General features: G+C 40.7%; 14 protein-coding genes. 11 read left to right on the top strand and 3 right to left on the bottom strand.

Features of this window, described 5'->3' with window-relative positions:
* Positions 1 to 158 precede the first annotated feature (158 nt).
* The 8 genes from ptsG (at position 159) to NSQ17_RS06910 (ending at position 9,611) form a co-directional block, all read left to right on the top strand.
* Positions 159 to 2,258 carry a glucose-specific PTS transporter subunit IIBC gene (gene ptsG, locus NSQ17_RS06875; RefSeq protein WP_342467975.1) on the top strand — a complete coding sequence of 700 codons (2,100 nt, stop codon included), beginning with the start codon at positions 159 to 161 and terminating at the stop codon, positions 2,256 to 2,258.
* Positions 2,259 to 2,351: 93 nt separating this feature from the next.
* On the top strand, positions 2,352 to 2,618 hold the full coding sequence (locus tag NSQ17_RS06880) for a phosphocarrier protein HPr (protein ID WP_003211078.1): 267 nt from the start codon (positions 2,352 to 2,354) through the stop codon (positions 2,616 to 2,618).
* A complete protein-coding gene (gene ptsP / locus NSQ17_RS06885) occupies positions 2,618 to 4,336 on the top strand; it encodes a phosphoenolpyruvate--protein phosphotransferase (protein WP_008348058.1) in 1,719 nt (572 codons plus the stop codon). The genes NSQ17_RS06880 and ptsP overlap by 1 nt, the downstream gene beginning before the upstream one ends.
* A gap of 98 nt (positions 4,337 to 4,434) precedes the next feature.
* Positions 4,435 to 4,677 (top strand): transcriptional regulator SplA domain-containing protein, encoded by a 243-nt coding sequence (locus tag NSQ17_RS06890; RefSeq protein WP_034646394.1) that lies wholly within the window; start codon positions 4,435 to 4,437, stop codon positions 4,675 to 4,677.
* Positions 4,678 to 4,757: 80 nt separating this feature from the next.
* Entirely contained in the window at positions 4,758 to 5,786 is a 1,029-nt protein-coding gene (gene splB, locus NSQ17_RS06895; protein ID WP_007498710.1) for a spore photoproduct lyase, read from the top strand.
* Between the two features lie 115 nt (positions 5,787 to 5,901).
* The gene (locus tag NSQ17_RS06900) at positions 5,902 to 7,863 is read left to right on the top strand and encodes a methyl-accepting chemotaxis protein (RefSeq protein ID WP_342467976.1); all 1,962 of its coding nucleotides are present in this window, start codon (positions 5,902 to 5,904) and stop codon (positions 7,861 to 7,863) included.
* A gap of 76 nt (positions 7,864 to 7,939) precedes the next feature.
* Positions 7,940 to 8,725, top strand: coding sequence for an SDR family oxidoreductase (locus NSQ17_RS06905; RefSeq protein WP_039169125.1), 786 nt, complete (start codon positions 7,940 to 7,942; stop codon positions 8,723 to 8,725).
* Positions 8,726 to 8,738: 13 nt separating this feature from the next.
* Positions 8,739 to 9,611, top strand: a complete 873-nt coding sequence (locus NSQ17_RS06910; protein ID WP_342467977.1) for an NAD(P)-dependent oxidoreductase — start codon at positions 8,739 to 8,741, stop codon at positions 9,609 to 9,611.
* A 114-nt stretch (positions 9,612 to 9,725) separates the two neighbouring features.
* Here NSQ17_RS06910 and NSQ17_RS06915 read toward each other — a convergent pair whose 3' ends face one another.
* On the bottom strand, positions 9,726 to 10,523 hold the full coding sequence (locus NSQ17_RS06915) for a CAP domain-containing protein (protein WP_007498701.1): 798 nt from the start codon (positions 10,521 to 10,523) through the stop codon (positions 9,726 to 9,728).
* A 336-nt stretch (positions 10,524 to 10,859) separates the two neighbouring features.
* Here NSQ17_RS06915 and NSQ17_RS06920 point away from each other — a divergent pair, with 336 nt between their 5' ends.
* Together NSQ17_RS06920 and NSQ17_RS06925 are read left to right on the top strand one after the other, a co-directional pair.
* Positions 10,860 to 12,983, top strand: coding sequence for a penicillin-binding protein 2 (locus NSQ17_RS06920; protein ID WP_039169120.1), 2,124 nt, complete (start codon positions 10,860 to 10,862; stop codon positions 12,981 to 12,983).
* A gap of 156 nt (positions 12,984 to 13,139) precedes the next feature.
* Positions 13,140 to 14,966, top strand: coding sequence for a PAS domain-containing sensor histidine kinase (locus NSQ17_RS06925; protein WP_256689219.1), 1,827 nt, complete (start codon positions 13,140 to 13,142; stop codon positions 14,964 to 14,966).
* Positions 14,967 to 14,991: 25 nt separating this feature from the next.
* Here NSQ17_RS06925 and NSQ17_RS06930 read toward each other — a convergent pair whose 3' ends face one another.
* Positions 14,992 to 16,164, bottom strand: coding sequence for an aminotransferase A (locus tag NSQ17_RS06930; protein WP_007498694.1), 1,173 nt, complete (start codon positions 16,162 to 16,164; stop codon positions 14,992 to 14,994).
* A 294-nt stretch (positions 16,165 to 16,458) separates the two neighbouring features.
* On the opposite strand from NSQ17_RS06930, the gene NSQ17_RS06935 reads away from it, so the two are divergent.
* Entirely contained in the window at positions 16,459 to 17,343 is an 885-nt protein-coding gene (locus NSQ17_RS06935) for a cation diffusion facilitator family transporter (protein ID WP_017359428.1), read from the top strand.
* Positions 17,344 to 17,407: 64 nt separating this feature from the next.
* Here the strand turns inward: NSQ17_RS06935 and NSQ17_RS06940 are convergent, their stop codons facing one another.
* Positions 17,408 to 17,560: a hypothetical protein gene (locus NSQ17_RS06940; RefSeq protein WP_017367142.1), complete on the bottom strand. Its 153-nt coding sequence runs from the start codon at positions 17,558 to 17,560 to the stop codon at positions 17,408 to 17,410.
* Positions 17,561 to 17,769: the final 209 nt, after the last annotated feature.

Here is a 17,769-nt window from a genome sequence, read left to right on the forward strand (position 1 = left end):
AAGGTAAATACAGGATAAGATCCTGTTATTTGCGCAACCTTATATCACCATGTCTTTTTTGTGTTCTGAAAGTGAAATGTAAACGGTTAATTATGAAATGTACGTCAGTGTGTAATTGAAATGCATGTTGTAAGCGAAAACAAAAGGAGGTTCAACCAGTGTTTAAATCACTTTTTGGTGTGTTGCAAAAAATTGGACGAGCACTTATGCTTCCAGTTGCGATCCTTCCTGCTGCTGGTATTTTACTAGCACTCGGAAATGCGATGCAAAATCCAGAGCTGATTGATGTCGCTCAATTTTTAAGCAATGATACAATTCAGCTTGTTGCTAGTGTTATGGAGAATGCGGGGAATATTGTCTTCTCGAATCTTCCACTCCTATTTGCTGTAGGGGTTGCCATCGGTCTTGCCAATGGAGACGGTGTGGCAGGGATTGCCGCGATCATCGGTTACCTTGTCATGAACGTAACGATGAGTGCCGTATTAATGGCCAACGGTTCCATTCCATCCGATTCAATCAAATTGGCTAAGTTCTTTAAGGAAAGTCATCCAGCGTATGTGAATATGCTCGGCATACCGACCTTGTCTACCGGCGTGTTTGGCGGGATTATTGTCGGGGTATTAGCCGCTTATATGTTTAATAAATTTTACAAAATTGAGCTCCCGCAATATCTTGGCTTCTTTGCTGGTAAGCGTTTTGTTCCAATCGTTACGTCGATTTCAGCACTTATTTTAGGGCTTTTGATGCTCGTCATTTGGCCGCCAATCCAAGGTGCATTGAACTCATTTTCAACTGGACTGCTTGCAGCGAATGAGCCGCTAGCTGCCTTTGTATTCGGTGTCATTGAACGCTCATTAATTCCGTTTGGTCTGCACCACATATTCTACGCACCATTCTGGTATGAATTTTTTAGCTATAAGAGCTTATCAGGAGATATTATCCGTGGTGACCAGCGTATTTTCATGGCGCAAATCAAAGATGGTGTTCAGCTGACAGCTGGGACATTCATGACAGGGAAATATCCGTTCATGATGTTTGGACTTCCAGCAGCAGCACTTGCGATTTACCATGAAGCAAAACCTAAGAATAAAAAACTTGTAGCAGGAATTATGGGGTCAGCGGCCCTTACTTCTTTCCTAACAGGGATCACTGAACCGCTTGAATTCTCATTCTTGTTTGTTGCACCGATATTATTTGCGATTCACTGTGTATTCGCTGGATTATCCTTTATGATAATGGATATTCTAAACGTGAAAATCGGGATGACCTTCTCAGGAGGGTTAATCGACTTCTTCCTATTTGGTATCCTGCCAAATAGAACCGCTTGGTGGCTTGTTATTCCAGTCGGTCTCGTACTGGCTGTCATTTACTACTTCGGATTCAGATTTGCGATTCGCAAGTTTAATCTGAAAACGCCAGGACGAGAAGATGAAGCAGCTGACGGTGCAAGCAGCGCTCAATCTGGAAAAGGCGATGACTTACCTTATGAAATTCTTGAAGCAATGGGTGACCAAGAAAACATTAAACACCTAGATGCTTGTATTACGCGTTTACGTGTCACTGTAAATGATCAGAAAAAAGTGGATAAAGACCGCTTGAAAAAGCTTGGCGCTTCAGGTGTCCTTGAAGTAGGGAATAACATCCAGGCCATCTTTGGACCACGCTCTGATAATTTAAAAACACAAATGCAAGACATTATTGCAGGGCGCACACCTCGACCAGCGAAAGACCCTTCTGCAAAAGAAGAAGTCAGTCAGCAGGTTGAAGAAGTCATTGCAAAACCGCTTCAAAACGAACAAGGGGAAGAAACGTTTGCTTCACCAATTACAGGGGAGCTGCATCCAATTACAGATGTGCCAGATCAAGTATTCTCAGGGAAAATGATGGGTGACGGTTTTGCTATCTTGCCAAAAGAGGGAACAGTGGTTTCACCAGTAAGAGGAAAAATCTTAAATGTGTTCCCAACAAAACACGCCATCGGCCTCCAGTCTGATGGTGGACTTGAAATCTTGATTCACTTCGGGATTGATACAGTCAGCCTCAAAGGAGAAGGATTTGAAGCATTTGTACAAGAGGGAGACCAAGTAGAAATCGGTCAAAAACTTTTAGAGGTTGATATTGATAAAATTAAGTCAGAAGTACCATCTTTAATGACACCAATTGTATTTACAAACTTAAGTGAAGGACAATTTATTGACCTTCAAGAATCCGGTGAAATCAAAGCTGGCCAAGAAAACATCATGAAAATTTCAAAATAATTTTCATAACTGCCGTTCTTGTTAGATGACAAGCTCGGCAGTATGATATAATATTGTGGATGTATGAAATGTATAAAAAGGAGATTGATAAAAATGGCTCAACAAACATTCAAAGTAACTGCAGATTCTGGAATTCACGCACGTCCTGCAACAGTTCTTGTACAAACTGCTAGTAAATATGATGCTGATATCAACTTAGAATATAATGGTAAAACAGTGAACCTGAAATCTATTATGGGTGTAATGTCTCTAGGAATTGCGAAAGGTGCTACAATCACAATCTCTGCTTCTGGTTCTGATGAAAATGATGCACTTGCTGCGCTAAAAGACACAATGAAAAGTGAAGGCCTAGGCGAGTAATGCAACAACTGAAAGGAATCGGTGCTTCAGCAGGCGTTGCGATTGCAAAAGCATATCGTCTGGAAGAACCAGATTTAACAGTTCACCAAAAAGACATCAATGATCCAGAGACAGAAGTGAAACGCTTTGAAGAAGCAATTCATGTTTCAAAGCAAGAACTTGAAGCAATTAAAGAGCATGCGCTAAAAGAACTTGGCCAAGATAAAGCGGATATTTTTTCTGCACACCTTCTTGTGTTAAGTGATCCAGAGCTGCTCAACCCAGTGAAGGATAAAATCACATCGGATAAAGTAAATGCTGAATTTGCTTTAAAAGAAACAGCAACAATGTTTGTTACAATGTTTGAAGCAATGGACAATGAATACATGAAAGAACGTGCAGCGGATATTCGCGACGTTACAAAACGTGTCACTGGTCATTTGCTAGGCGTTGACATTCCAAACCCAAGTATGATTTCTGAAGAAGTCATTATCATTGCTGAAGATTTAACACCTTCTGATACAGCTCAGCTGAACAGACAATTCGTCAAAGGTTTTGCGACAGATATCGGTGGTCGTACTTCTCACTCAGCAATTATGGCAAGATCAATGGAGATTCCAGCCGTTGTTGGAACAAAAGAAGCAACAAAAACGGTGAAAAACAATGATCTGATCATTGTTGATGGTATTAGCGGAGACGTCATCATTCAGCCTTCTGAAGATGAAGTGAAAGCGTATCAAAAAAAGCATGAAGACTACTTAGCTCAAAAAGCGGAATGGGCGAAACTTGTTGACCAGCCAACGGTCACAAAAGACGGCGTTCACGTAGAGCTAGCTGCAAATATCGGAACACCTGAAGATGTGAAAGGTGTACTTGAAAATGGCGGCGAAGCAGTTGGATTGTACCGTACAGAATTTTTATACATGGGCAGAGATCAGCTCCCAACAGAAGAAGAGCAGTTCGATGCGTATAAAACCGTTTTAGAGAAGATGGAAGGCAAAGCAGTGGTTGTCCGCACACTAGATATTGGTGGCGATAAAGAACTTCCTTACTTGCAGCTTCCAAAAGAAATGAACCCGTTCCTTGGCTATAGAGCGATCCGCCTTTGCCTTGAAGAGCAGGAGATTTTCAGAACACAGCTACGCGCGTTACTTCGTGCAAGTACATATGGAAACTTGAAAATCATGTTCCCTATGATCGCGACGTTATCAGAATTTAGAGAAGCAAAAGCTATTTTACTTGAAGAAAAAGAAGCATTGGTTGCTGCTGGTACAGAAGTATCTGATTCCATTGAAATCGGAATGATGGTAGAAATTCCATCAACAGCTGTTATCGCAGATCAATTTGCAAAAGAAGTAGATTTCTTCAGTATTGGAACAAATGATTTGATTCAATACACAATGGCTGCTGATCGAATGAACGAACGAGTGTCTTATCTTTACCAGCCATACAATCCAGCTATTTTACGCCTCATAACGCTTGTGATTGAAGCAGCGCATAAAGAAGGTAAATGGGTTGGCATGTGCGGTGAGATGGCAGGAGATGAAATCGCAATCCCGCTCCTACTTGGATTAGGATTAGATGAATTTTCAATGAGCGCAACATCGATTCTTCCAGCAAGAACGCAGTTAAGCAAGCTTTCTAAGGAAGAAGCTGCATCATTTAAAGAGCATATCTTATCACTTAGTACAACTGAAGAAGTGGTTGATTTCGTGAAAAAAACGTTTCAACATAACTAGGTGATGTAAACCAGACAGGTCAAACTGTCTGGTTTTTTTGTCGAATTTTATCATAATCAGTCATATCGCATGAAGAGAAGGGCATCCTAAAATAAAAAATGGAGGTGACCAGTTTGTCTTTCTCTAACTATAAGCCAGGTGATCAAGTATATGTGATTTATCGAAATCCACATGCAGCCAATGTCGCACAAATTAAAGAAGCGGAAATCGTTTCACATCCTTACAATGAGCAAGAGCTTGCGCTATTTCTACTTGAAACATATCACCCATTAGCCCCTGATGATGCCGTATTTCCAACATACGAAGAAGCAGAAGCCCTTTATCAAGATCTGTTTGAATAAGGGAGATTTTAGAAAGGATAGAAGCCATCCTGAGAGGTTAAAGTAACGATATGAACCTATAAGGTAAGGATGTGCTAATTATGATCAAACCGTTCGTTCCCCAGCTTGTGTATATTGAACCTCGGGCGCTAGAGTACCCATTAGGACAAGAGCTGAAAGAAAAGTTTGAAGGCATGGGAATTGAAATTAGAGAAACAACCTCACACAACCAAGTGAGAAATATTCCGGGGAAAAATGATTTGCAAAAGTACCGTAATGCAAAGTCGACGCTCGTTATCGGCGTGAGAAAAACCTTAAAATTTGATACATCTAAACCATCTGCAGAGTATGCCATTCCGTTTGCGACAGGATGCATGGGGCATTGCCATTATTGCTACCTGCAAACGACTATGGGGAGTAAGCCGTACATTCGCACATATGTCAATGTAGAAGAGATCTTAGATCAGGCTGAACAGTACATGAACGAGCGTGCGCCTGATATCACGCGATTTGAAGCCTCGTGTACATCTGATATCGTCGGAATTGACCATTTGACTCACACACTCAAACGAGCGATTGAATACTTTGGTCAAACCGATCTTGGCAAACTACGCTTTGTTACGAAATTTCATCATGTAGACCATTTGTTAGATGCAAAACACAATGGACGAACAAGATTCCGCTTTAGTATCAATGCCGATTATGTCATTAAATATTTCGAACCTGGCACATCACCACTCGATCAGCGGATTGAAGCGGCTGTAAAGGTAGCGAAAGCAGGCTATCCACTGGGCTTTATTATTGCCCCTATTTACATTCATGAAGGGTGGCAAGAGGGCTATAAAGTCCTATTTGAAAAACTCGATGCAGCTCTTCCTGAAGAAGTGAGACAAGATATCACCTTTGAAATGATTCAGCACCGTTTTACAAAACCGGCGAAGCGTGTCATCCAAAAAAACTATCCAAAAACAAAACTAGAACTAGATGAAGAAAAGAGAAGATATAAGTGGGGTAGATACGGAATTGGAAAATATATCTATCAAAAAGATGAAGAACAAGAACTTAGACAGACATTAGAATCATATATAGAACAGTACTTTCCGTCTGCAAAAATTGAATATTTTACTTAAAACAAGTCATTATGGCTTGTTTTTTCTATTTAAATTTTCTTACAACTATTGAATGCGGTACCAATTTTGCCGATATACACATTAAGATGCGAAAGTAGGATGTAGGGGTGATGAGATGTTTAAGAAACTTCAAGTGAGAATAGCTGTTTTCATCTCAGTTATTTTAATTTTAACCGTTGTCGCAGTTCAAGTGGGTTCCAATTTAGTATTAAGACCACTGATTGAACGAGATGCGAAAACAACGACAGCAGCAACGGCAGAAAGCATGAGAGACATCATAGCACTAAAGCTTGAGAATTACGGTGATACGATTAACAAATTGGCAACAAGTACACTTACTGAAGATTTTGCACAGAAACAAACAAAACAGACATTGGCATTTGAAAACGATGAATTAAAAGGATTGCAGGAGCAGGATGAACTCATCTCGCTTGCCTATATAGGAACAAGTGATGGTAAAATGTTCGCTTTCCCGGAGTCCGATTTTGGTGAAGGGTATGATCCGTCTAAACGAGACTGGTATATTCAAGCGGCTGAAAAGCCTGACGAAGTCCTATGGACAGATCCGTACATTGATAAAGCAACAAATGAAATGGTCGTTTCAGCCACAAAGGCGATCGTACGAAACGGGAAAGTAGTCGGTGTCGCTGGACTTGACTTGAAACTGGCTTCCATTCAGTCTTATATAAAAGAACAAAAGATTCCTTATATGGGAACGGCTTTCTTAGTTGACGGCACAGGGACCATTTTGGCACATCCAACAGAGCAAGGAAAAAATATCTCAAAAGTCGCTTCTGTGAAAAAAGCGATCGACAACTCGGGTATTGATGATGACAAACAGCTGACCGTCATCTCAAAAATTAAAGAGGCAAACTGGACGATCGGTGTGAGCTTCGAGAAAAAGAAACTTCTTTGGATCACTGAACAAATGAATCAGACAAGTATCATTATTTCTGTCATTGCCATTATACTTGCCATGATTCTAAGCTACTTATTGGCTAGAAGCATTACAACACCAATTAAACGCCTCATCGAGCATGTTCGTAAAGTGTCTGAAGGCGATTTAACCAGCTCGCTTGAGTCGAAGTCTCAGGATGAGATAGGGTTCCTGACGAAAAGCTTTAATCAAATGACTGAAGGCATCAGGGATTTAATTGAAAAAGTGAAAGAGTCTTCAGATCAGGTTGTGAAATCAACGGATGAAGTGACCCAAATTTCAAACGAGACCTTGCTGTCTAGTGAACAGATTGCAACGGCTATTCAAGAGGTCGCTGTAGGAGCGACGAAACAAGCATCAGAAGCGGAAACCATTAATGAAAAATCAGAGCATTTGTATGAAAAAGTTCGTCATATGGGTGAGCTTGCCACGCAAATGCAAACCAACTCAAAATCATCGGAAGATGCAAGCTATAGAGGACTTGATGCTCTTGGTCTGCTCGTCCAAAAATCAACACAAGCGAATGAAGAATCGAAGAAGGTAGAGCAAATGCTGCTTGACCTTGAGCATAAAACGAAAAATATTGAAAACGTCGTAACAGCGATCTCTGAAATCTCAGATCAAACGAATTTACTAGCACTGAATGCAAGTATTGAAGCAGCGAGAGCAGGAGAAAGCGGAAGAGGATTTGCTGTTGTTGCAGAAGAAGTCAGAAAGCTGGCTGAACAATCTGCAGAATCAACGAAACATATTAGTGAAACCGTAAAACTCATTCAAGATGAATCGAAAAAGGCAGCTGAAGCGATGACAGCAGCAAGCAAAATGAATGAAGAACAAGGTGATGCCATCAATTCAACAGGTGAGGCACTCAGCAGTATCACAATGGAAATGCAGGCACTTGTCGGCTCCATTGACAGCATTCATACACAAATCAATGAAATGACTGAAGAACAGCAGAAAATGAATGATTCCATTCAAAGTATTGCGGCCATTTCACAAGAATCCGCCGCTTCAGCTGAGGAAGTACATGCTTCCACAGACGAACAAGTACAAACTTTAGAAAGAACGAAAACATCAACAGAAATGTTGAACGAATCAAGTCAGGCACTGCGTCAGGCAGTCAATCGGTTTAAACTATAATCTTGTAGAAAAGAACCTTGCCATGTGAGCAAGGTTCTTTTTGTATGATAAAATATGAACAGAGGAGGGTGCCAACATGCATGTTAATCTATCTGGAAAAAAAGCATTGGTCGCAGCAAGCAGTCAAGGTATCGGTAAAGCCATTGCCTTTCATCTTGCAAAAGAGGGAGCAGATGTGATGCTCTCGGGAAGACATGAGCACACGCTGCAAGAAGCGGTCAAAGAATTATCCCCGCTTGTAAAAGGGAAGCTGACGTATCAAGTATGTGATGTATCTGATGCCAAGCAAATTAAAGCGCTTGTCGTCGCAGCAGCAGGTGATGAAAAACGTCTTGATATACTAGTGAACAATACAGGCGGTCCTCAAACAGGAACACTTGAAACCTTAACAGATGAAGATTGGATGGAATCCTTTCAGCTTCATTTACTCAGCTATATTCGGTTATTAAAAGAAGCCTTGCCGTATTTAAAAAAACAAGGTGCACGAGTGTTAAATATTGCATCTATGTCGGTCAAAGAACCGATCCCAGGCTTGATGCTGTCGAATACATTTAGACCGGCCATTACCGGCTGGACAAAAACAGCTGCCCAGGAGCTTGCCAAAGATGGCATTTTGATCAATACCTTAGCCCCGGGGAAAATTGAAACAGAGCGCGTGAAACAGTTGGACAAACACCGTGCACAAGAGGAGCAACAATCGGTTGAAGAGATCAAAGCACAAGCTGAACGTATGATTCCGCTGGGCCGTTACGGACAGCCAGAGGAATTTGCAGCATATGCGGCTTTTCTTTTATCTGAAGCCAATACATATATGACAGGTCAAACCCTCATCATTGATGGTGGATTGACAAAGTCTCTATAAGGAGGAATTCTTGATGGCACAAATCAAAACAGTTGGTTTTATTGGAATCGGTGTAATGGGACGTAGTATGGCAGGGCATTTAATGGATGCTGGCTACGAAGTTCTCGTTTATACAAGAACAAAAGCAAAGGCAGACACATTGGTTCAAAAAGGTGCTCTATGGAAATCGACCGTAAAGGAGATCGTAAAGGAGGCAGATGCCGTCATCACAATGGTCGGGTATCCATCAGATGTAGAAGAAGTCTATTTAGGAGAAGATGGACTCTTGGAACATGCTGCGCCTGGTACATACCTCATTGATATGACCACATCGAAACCTCAGCTGGCAAAAGAAATTGAAGCGAAAGCGAAGGAAAAAGGACTATTTGCATTAGATGCGCCGGTCTCTGGCGGAGACGTAGGAGCCAAAAACGGCACGCTGGCCATTATGATTGGCGGAGAAAAAGCAGCCTATGAAGCGTGCCTGCCGCTATTTCAGCAAATGGGAGAAAATATTCAATATCAAGGACCTGCAGGAAGTGGTCAGCATACAAAAATGTGTAACCAAATTGCTATCGCAGCAGGGATGGTAGGTGTGGCAGAGGCAATGGCTTATGCGGAAAAATCAGGACTTGATCCAGAGCAGGTACTTAAAAGCATCACAACAGGAGCAGCCGGCAGCTGGTCTTTGTCAAACCTTGCACCAAGAATGCTGAAAGGTGATTTCGAGCCAGGATTTTATGTGAAGCATTTTATTAAGGATATGGGCATTGCACTTGAAGAAGCAGAGCTGATGGGAGAAGAGATGCCAGGCCTGTCACTAGCGAAGTCATTATATGAAAAGCTCAGCGAACAGGGCGAAGAAAACAGCGGAACACAAAGCATCTATAAATTATGGGTGAAATAAAAAAACTGCCCCGCCTACGTGGAACAGTTTGTAGCGTGTAAACAAGCCCTCACATTGCTGAAAAAAGAAGACAAACTAAAAACCTGTCCCAAATAGAGACAGGTTTTTTTAATCTTATTTTCCGATGAATTGCTGCGTCCAGTAGTTACCAGATTTCACATAACCTACACCGATATGTGTATAGTTTTTGTTTAAAATGTTCGCTCTGTGACCTTCACTGTTCATCCAAGCTGTTACCACTTCTTGAGGTGATCTTTGACCTTGAGCAATGTTTTCACCTGCTGTTTTGTACGTGATACCAAATTGCTTCATTTGATCAAATGGAGATCCGTAAGTTGGGCTTGTATGAGAGAAATAGTTTTTATCTTTCATATCTTGTGATTTAGCGCGAGCAGATTTGCTTAATTTAGAATCAACAGAAAGAGCTTTTAAGCCTTGTTTTGCACGCTCTTTATTTGTCAGCTCAACCACTTCTTGTTCAAATGCATTTAAGCTGCTGTCTGCTTTTGTTGCAGTTGTGTCTTTTTGATCAGATTTTGAGCTGTTGTTCGTTGTGTTTTCTTTTGCTGGTGTGCTTGGTTTAGAAGCAGCTGGTTTTTTCACTGATTCTTGTTTTTGCTCATTTTTTGCTTTGTTTACTTCTTTCACCACTTTTGTTCCAGTAACAGGTTGACCACTTTTGATCAGCTTGTTTAATAGAGCTTCGATCTCTTTTTGATTTGAAGTGCTTAGCTTGTTTACATCTGAAGAGATATGTAATTTTGCAGCTAATGTATGAAGATCAATGGCTTGATGCTGTACGTTTATGACTTGTTTCAGGTTAAGCTCTTTCGCATCAGCTGAATGCCCTCCAGTGAACGTGATCAATGCAGCAGCTGTCAGCGCTGAAAAAATGAATGATTTCTTTTTCATTTTGTAACTCCTCCTAAAATCTTTGTTTTGTTTTCTCACAGAAAATCATAACATAGACTTTTTGTTATAAACGTACCAGCATCCTCCATTGACAACGCCCATTTGTCATTTTTGTTAAAGTCATAGAAAGAGTCTCCTTATATCAATGAATGGAGAATCTTTCTATTTAAAGAAAACGACATAAACATACCAATATTTTAAAGTGTTAGTATATTTTTTTGCAGAATAGGGATTGACAGCTTTTTTTCACTTGTTTCGCTGTAACAACTATTACAAAAGTGTTACAATAATGAGTGGTAATTGTAAAAGATTGAAAGGATGAGAGGAGCTACATAAGTGGGAGAGAAACAGCATCAAGGTGCTGCCGAGCAGAAAAAAATGAAGCGCCGGAACGCCTGGAGAATTAATCTCTTTTTCTTCGCTGTATTTAGTTTATTTGCTGGACTTGTCATCAAGCTCGGTGTGCTGCAAATCGTCAATGGTGAGGATTATAAAAAGCAAGCCAACCGAACTGAGGTCAAAACAGCATCATACCCGTCTCCAAGAGGAAAAATGTATGACGCGAGAGGAAGAGTCGTTGTTGATAACGAAAGTGTACCTGCCATCGTTTATACATCAGAAAGCGGTGTGAAAGCGGAGGATAAGATTAAAGTAGCAAGAAAACTTGCGACTTATATAAAAATGGATACAGATTTTTTGAGAGAGCGTGACATTCGAGATTTTTGGCTGGCCAGCCATCCGAAAGAAGCGGATAAGCTCATTTCAAAAGCAGAGCAAAAGAATCTTAAAGCAAAAGATGTCTATCCTCTTCAAGTAGAGCGTGTGCCTAAGAAAGAAGTCAAGGCGATCGAAAAAGATGCAGAGGAAAAAGCAGTTGCAGCGATCTATCGCAGGTTTACAGGCGGATATGCCTTTGAACCTCAAATCGTGAAAGCAATGGACCCGAACGAAGAGAAAAAAGGGGACGAAAAAGTTGCTTTACTCGATGAAACAAAAGAATCAAAACAGACATCATCCGTAAGTTTGACATACGAAGAGATCTCACTTGTATCAGAGCATCTTGATGAACTGCCTGGTGTAAATGTCATCAATGACTGGACAAGGAAATATCCGTATGAAAAAACCCTCTATAATGTCCTTGGCGGTGTCACCACCCCAGAGCAAGGTATTATAAAAGAGCGTGAAGATTACTATATGGCAAGAGGTTACTCGAGAAATGACCGAGTAGGAAAAAGTTATTTAGAATATCAATATGAAGATTTTCTCAATCCAGAAAAAGCAACTGTTCAATATACACAGGTCGGCGGAAAACTGCTTGATGAAATCAAGCGGACAGAAGGACGAAGAGGACTTGACCTTGCACTCACATTTGATATGGAGCTGCAAAAGGAAGTCGACAAAATCGTTGAATCAGAGCTAAGATCCGCTAGTGCAAGAAACTATATGATGGACCGTGCCTTTGTTGTGATGATGGACCCTAACACAGGTGATGTTCTCGCAATGTCAGGTAAGAAAATGGACGGAAGAGACGTCACAGATTATGCGATCGGAACATTTACGACTCAGTATGAAATGGGCTCTGTTGTCAAAGGAGCTACTGTCCTCTCTGGTTATCAAGATGGCATGTCACACAACCAATCCTATACGGATACACCGCTGTATTTTGCGGGAAATGGAAAACCGAAGAAATCATATAGCAATCTTGGCTGGGTTAATGATCTTCGAGCGCTACAAAAAAGTTCAAACGTCTATATGTTTCATGTAGCGATGAGAATGGCAGGGATCACCTACCAAAAGAATGGGCCATTACCAGCAAGACCTGAACACTTACAAAAAATGAGAAACTACTATGCGCAATTCGGTCTTGGCGTAAAAACAGGCATCGATTTGCCGCAGGAATCAAGCGGAATGCAGACGCATCCTAAGACAGTCGGCGGACTCTTGCTTGATGAAGCGATTGGTCAGTATGACACATATACACCGCTTCAAGTCGCACAATACATGTCGACCATCGCAAATGGAGGTAACCGTATTCAGCCAAGAGTGGTGAAAAGTGTTCACTTCCCAACGAATAAGGAAGAAGTAGGTCCTGTTGTGAAGAAATATGAGCCGAAGGTGCTGAACACCATTAACAACTCGAAAGCAGATATTGACCGTGTCAAAATGGGACTAAAAATGGTCACATCAACAGGCGGGACTGCCGCTGGCCGGTTCGGTCAGCATGATGTCGCAGGGAAAACGGGTACAGCCCAAACCTTCTACTATGGTGCCAACCGGAGTTGGTGGGGGAATGCCACGTACAATTTAACCTTTGGAGGATATTATCCTTCTTCCAATCCGAAAGTGGCATTTAGTGTCGTCACACCGTATGTATCAGATAAAGATCCTGTCATTAAAACCATTCCAAGTAAAATTGTTGATAAGTACGTTGAATTACAAAAGAAATATGAAAAGCAATAAACAGCAGGGAGCACAGCAAGAGAAAGTGCTCCCTTTTTGCTGAAAATATGGACGTTTCACACGAGATTGGGAGGAAAATACGGTTTTTCTAGCGAATCCTTTTTATACATCAAACTAAGGACAACCCTAAAAAAATTAAAGGAGGGTCGGACGACGATGGAACAAAAAATGAAAGATTCGAATCAGCTGTACTCGAATATTGATTTACATGCCGTTCTTTCTTCTAATGGCCGCTTTCTCTACATTTCTTCCAATTGTAAGCAGCTTTTGCTCTATGAACAAAAGGATTTACTAGGGTGTTTTTTGAAAGACTTTGTTCATACCGAAGATCAATTTCTCGTCGAAAGTTATTTCTATAATCAGCACATGCTAGAGATTTGCCACTTTAGACTGCTTAGAAGTGATCTTACAGCTGTATGGGTAGAAGCAAGCATTGATTTTGTTGCTTGTGATGGGTTAGACAACGAATTAAGTAGAGAAATGATCCTGAAAATGAGGGTAATGAATACAGAGCCTCAAAAAGCAGCATTTCAACCAACAGAAGTGTCAGAACAGTCGTTAGGCAGTCTACCGGCTTTCCAAGATGTCAGTGAAGCTGAAAATCTGATTGCCATGCTGCCAAATCCGTTATGTATTACGGCGCTTGGGAAAATTGTGTATGCCAACGATGCGATGCTGCAATTAATGGGTGTATGTACAAAAGATGAAATGATCGGCAAGTCTGCGTTTGATTTTATTGCCGAGGAGTACCATGACATTGTGAGAAGCCGAATCAAAAGACTGCAGCAAGGCCTTCCAGTCGGAATGATTGAACAAATATGGAAAAGGAAAGACGGGAGCATGATTCATATTGAAGTGAAGTCATCTCCGGCAATTTATCAAAATCAACGGGCAGAACTTTTACTATTAGTGGACATCTCTTCCCGTAAGAAATTTCAAACCGTTCTTCAAAAAAGCAGAGAGCGGTATCAGCTGCTTATCCAAAATTCTATTGATACCATTGCCGTCATCCACGATCATAAATGGGTATTTATGAATGAATCAGGTATTAAATTATTTGAAGCCGAACATTACGATAAATTAATCGGAAAAGATATCTTTCATCAAATCCATTCATGTGATCAGCAAAAAGTCAAAAAGAGCATATCACGTATTATCGAAAGAGCATCAGATTCTGAGATTGTGACGATGAGCTGCCATACGTTTAAACACCGGTTGATTTATACAGAAATGGTGTGTATCCCTACCACATTTTTTGGTGAAACAGCCGTTCAAATTATTTTAAGAGATATATCTGAACGAAAACAAACAGAAGAACTCATGTTGCGCTCTGAAAAATTATCAATCGCAGGTCAATTGGCAGCAGGCATTGCACATGAAATAAGGAATCCACTGACGGCGATTAAGGGCTTTTTACAGCTCATTAAACCAAAAACAAAAGACCGTGATCAATATTTTGAAATTGTCTTCTCTGAGCTGAGCCGGATTGAAATCATCTTAAGTGAGCTACTAATGCTTGCGAAGCCGCAGCAAACAGCATCCATGCAGACGCTTGATTTGAAAAAAATCATTAGCGAAGTCACCGCTCTGCTAGAAACACAGGCCAACTTAAATGGAATTTTGATGAACACAAGTGATATCGAGGAGGATCTCCTGATGAATGGGGATCAAAACCAGCTGAAGCAGGTGTTTATCAATTTAATCAAAAATGCCGTCGAATCCATGCCGGACGGAGGGAAGGTAGACATTACCGCCAAAGCCGAAAAAGAAGGGATACTTGTCACGATTAGAGATGAAGGAATTGGTATTCCTGAATCGGTCATGAAGCGGATCGGCGAACCTTTTTTAACGACAAAAGAAAAGGGAACAGGGCTTGGGCTCATGGTGACATTTAATATTTTAGAAAATCACAACGGAACCATCCGGGTAGATAGCGACCCAGAGAAAGGGACTGTGTTTCACATCATGTTTCCCGCAAAATAAAAACAACGGCAAGAGAGCCGTTGTTTCATCCGTCTATTGATTGTATGGAACGCTTTTCAAGAACAAATTGTTCGAGACGGTCAAGTCCTTCTTTTAACGTTTCAAGTGAATATGCATAGGAAAGGCGCACATATCCTTCTCCGAGTGAAGAGAAAGCAGAACCAGGTACGACCGCAAGTCTTGTACTTTCTAACAACTCCATGCAAAAATCAAATGAACTCATCCCAAACGATTCAATGGAAGGGAAAATATAAAAAGCGCCGGAAGGCTTAATGACCGGAAGCCCCATAGAAATGAGTCGATCATATACATAGTCGAGTCTTTTCTTATATTGCTCTCTCATGATCAGTGCATCATCCACACCATTTGTCACTGCTTCAAGTGCCGCCTTTTGTGAGATAGCCGAGGCACAAGACACGTTATATTGATGTACTTTTAATACATGTTTAGCAATAGGAGCGGAAGCAAATAAAAAGCCGATTCTCCATCCGGTCATGCTATGAGATTTTGACAGTCCATTGATGACAATCGTCTGTTCCTTTAAGAAAGAAGCAATGGAGTGATGCGGACGATCAAATGTCAGCTCACTATAAATTTCATCAGATAGAATAAAAATATCCTTTCCTTCAAGAAGCTGTGCAATTTCTTTCAATTCTTCTTCTAATAGCGTGACCCCAGTTGGATTTGAAGGGTATGGAAGGACAACACACTTTGTCTTTTCCGTTAATGCATCTTCAATCAGCTTGGCGTTTAATTTAAAACCGGCATTTGTTGTGTCGATATGCACAGGCACCGCACCGCACATCCGAATGATCGGTTCATAGCCAGGGTACACAGGGCCGGGCAGGATGACCTCATCGCCTTCAGTCAAAATGGTTCGAAACGCAGCATCAATTGCTTGACTCGCACCTGTTGTCACAATGATTTCTGTCTCTGCATCATAATCAAGGTGGACTTTCTTTTTGATGTACTGCTGGATCGCTTGTCTTAGCTCTAAAAATCCAGCATTATGAGTATACGAGGTGAAATTCTCGTCAATGGCTGTTTTGGCAGCTGTTTTGACATGATGCGGCGTATAAAAATCGGGCTGACCTATGGTCAATGAAACGACATCCTCATATGAAGATACGAGATTTGAAAATGTTCGAATGCCTGAAATTTCAATATCCTTTACTCTTGGATTCAGCAAATGCTCCATTTCTCATCACCTTAAAAATTTATGTTTTTATCCTATTTTACCATTCACTGCATAAATGTCACCTGCGGAAAGGCTTCGGATATCGTTATATGTAGTCTATTCTCCCATCCATCACAGCATGAGTGATATATGAAGAAAGAGCAACATTTATTATAGCGTAACCTGCTCGGAAAATACAGCTCTGCTTAAGATGATTAGAATAAGGCAAAACGGTATAAACTGAAAGAACGAGAGAATCAAGTCATGGGAATTGCTTTCACAGGCATACGATCTCCTGAAGGAGGACGATAATAGATGGATCAATCAGCAAAGACATCGAAAATAGCCTTTTTATCCGTCATGAGTAATACGTTTGTTGTGGTCCTTAAAATCATTGTAGGGGTGTTAACTGGATCTGTTGCGGTTTTATCAGAAGCCATTCACTCTTTTCTCGATTTAATGGCCTCTTTTATTGCATTTATCTCTGTTCGTATTTCAAGAAAGCCGGCAGATTCAAAACATCCTTATGGACATGGGAAAGTTGAGAATATTTCTGGAACGATTGAAACTTTGTTGATTTTTGTAGCTGGGATTTGGATCATTTATGAGTGTGTTCATAAATTAATGCATCCTGAGCCTGTTAAACTGCCGGTACTTGGTATTGTGGTCATGCTGATCGGGGCACTTATCAATTTTGTTGTGTCGAGAGTTGTGAACAAAGAGGCAGAGCGAGTACATTCTGTTGCCATGAAATCGAATGCACTGCATCTTTTAACAGATGTGTTTACGTCACTAGGAGTCGCCATTAGTTTATTGCTTGTTGCATTAACGGACTGGTATTTCCTCGATCCGATTATTGGAATGGTGCTAGCGCTCTATATTATGCGTGAAGCATTTAAACTCATGAAGGAAGCCTTCCCGCCGCTTGTCGACGCCCGGTTAACCCCGGAAGAAGAACAAGCGATAGAGGCCATCATTCAAACATTCAGTCAAGAATTCATTGAATATCATGACTTTCGAACAAGACGATCCGGTGCTGAAGAATATATTGACTTCCATTTGATTGTTCATGGAAAAACAACCATTGAAGATGTTCATCAATTATGTGATCGAATTGAAGAGAACATTCAGCAGGCGTTTCCGCATGCACAAATCTTTATTCATGTAGAACCTGAAAGTGAAAGAAGCACACAAACGTAAAAAGGCGATACCACCTCTTTGAAGGTTGTATCGCCTTTTTTTACGCTTCATCTATGAAATGAAATCAATATCCATAAGCAGTATCGTAATCTTCATACCAAGAGATATAAGCAGCATCTTCATTAGATAAACCATGTTTCATATCTAAAAAATCAGCTTCGCAAATATCTTCAATCACAGTCATTTCGTTGTTCTTTAATAGTACGACAGTTCCCATCATGAACACCTTTCTTTAAAAAATCCTTGACTATTGTACCATGTGAAACATGATTGTCAACAGAAGAATCGGAATGAGACAAAAATATCACAAAATGTTAAAAAATCAGGCGTTGAAAGAACTAGATGTGCCATAATTTTCGTGAATTTTCAGTATTTATTCACATAAATCATCTTTGAAAAATGATCTAAAATTCATGTAAAAATGTA

Source organism: Bacillus sp. FSL W8-0629 (assembly GCF_038593225.1).
GTDB lineage: Bacteria > Bacillota > Bacilli > Bacillales > Bacillaceae > Bacillus > Bacillus altitudinis.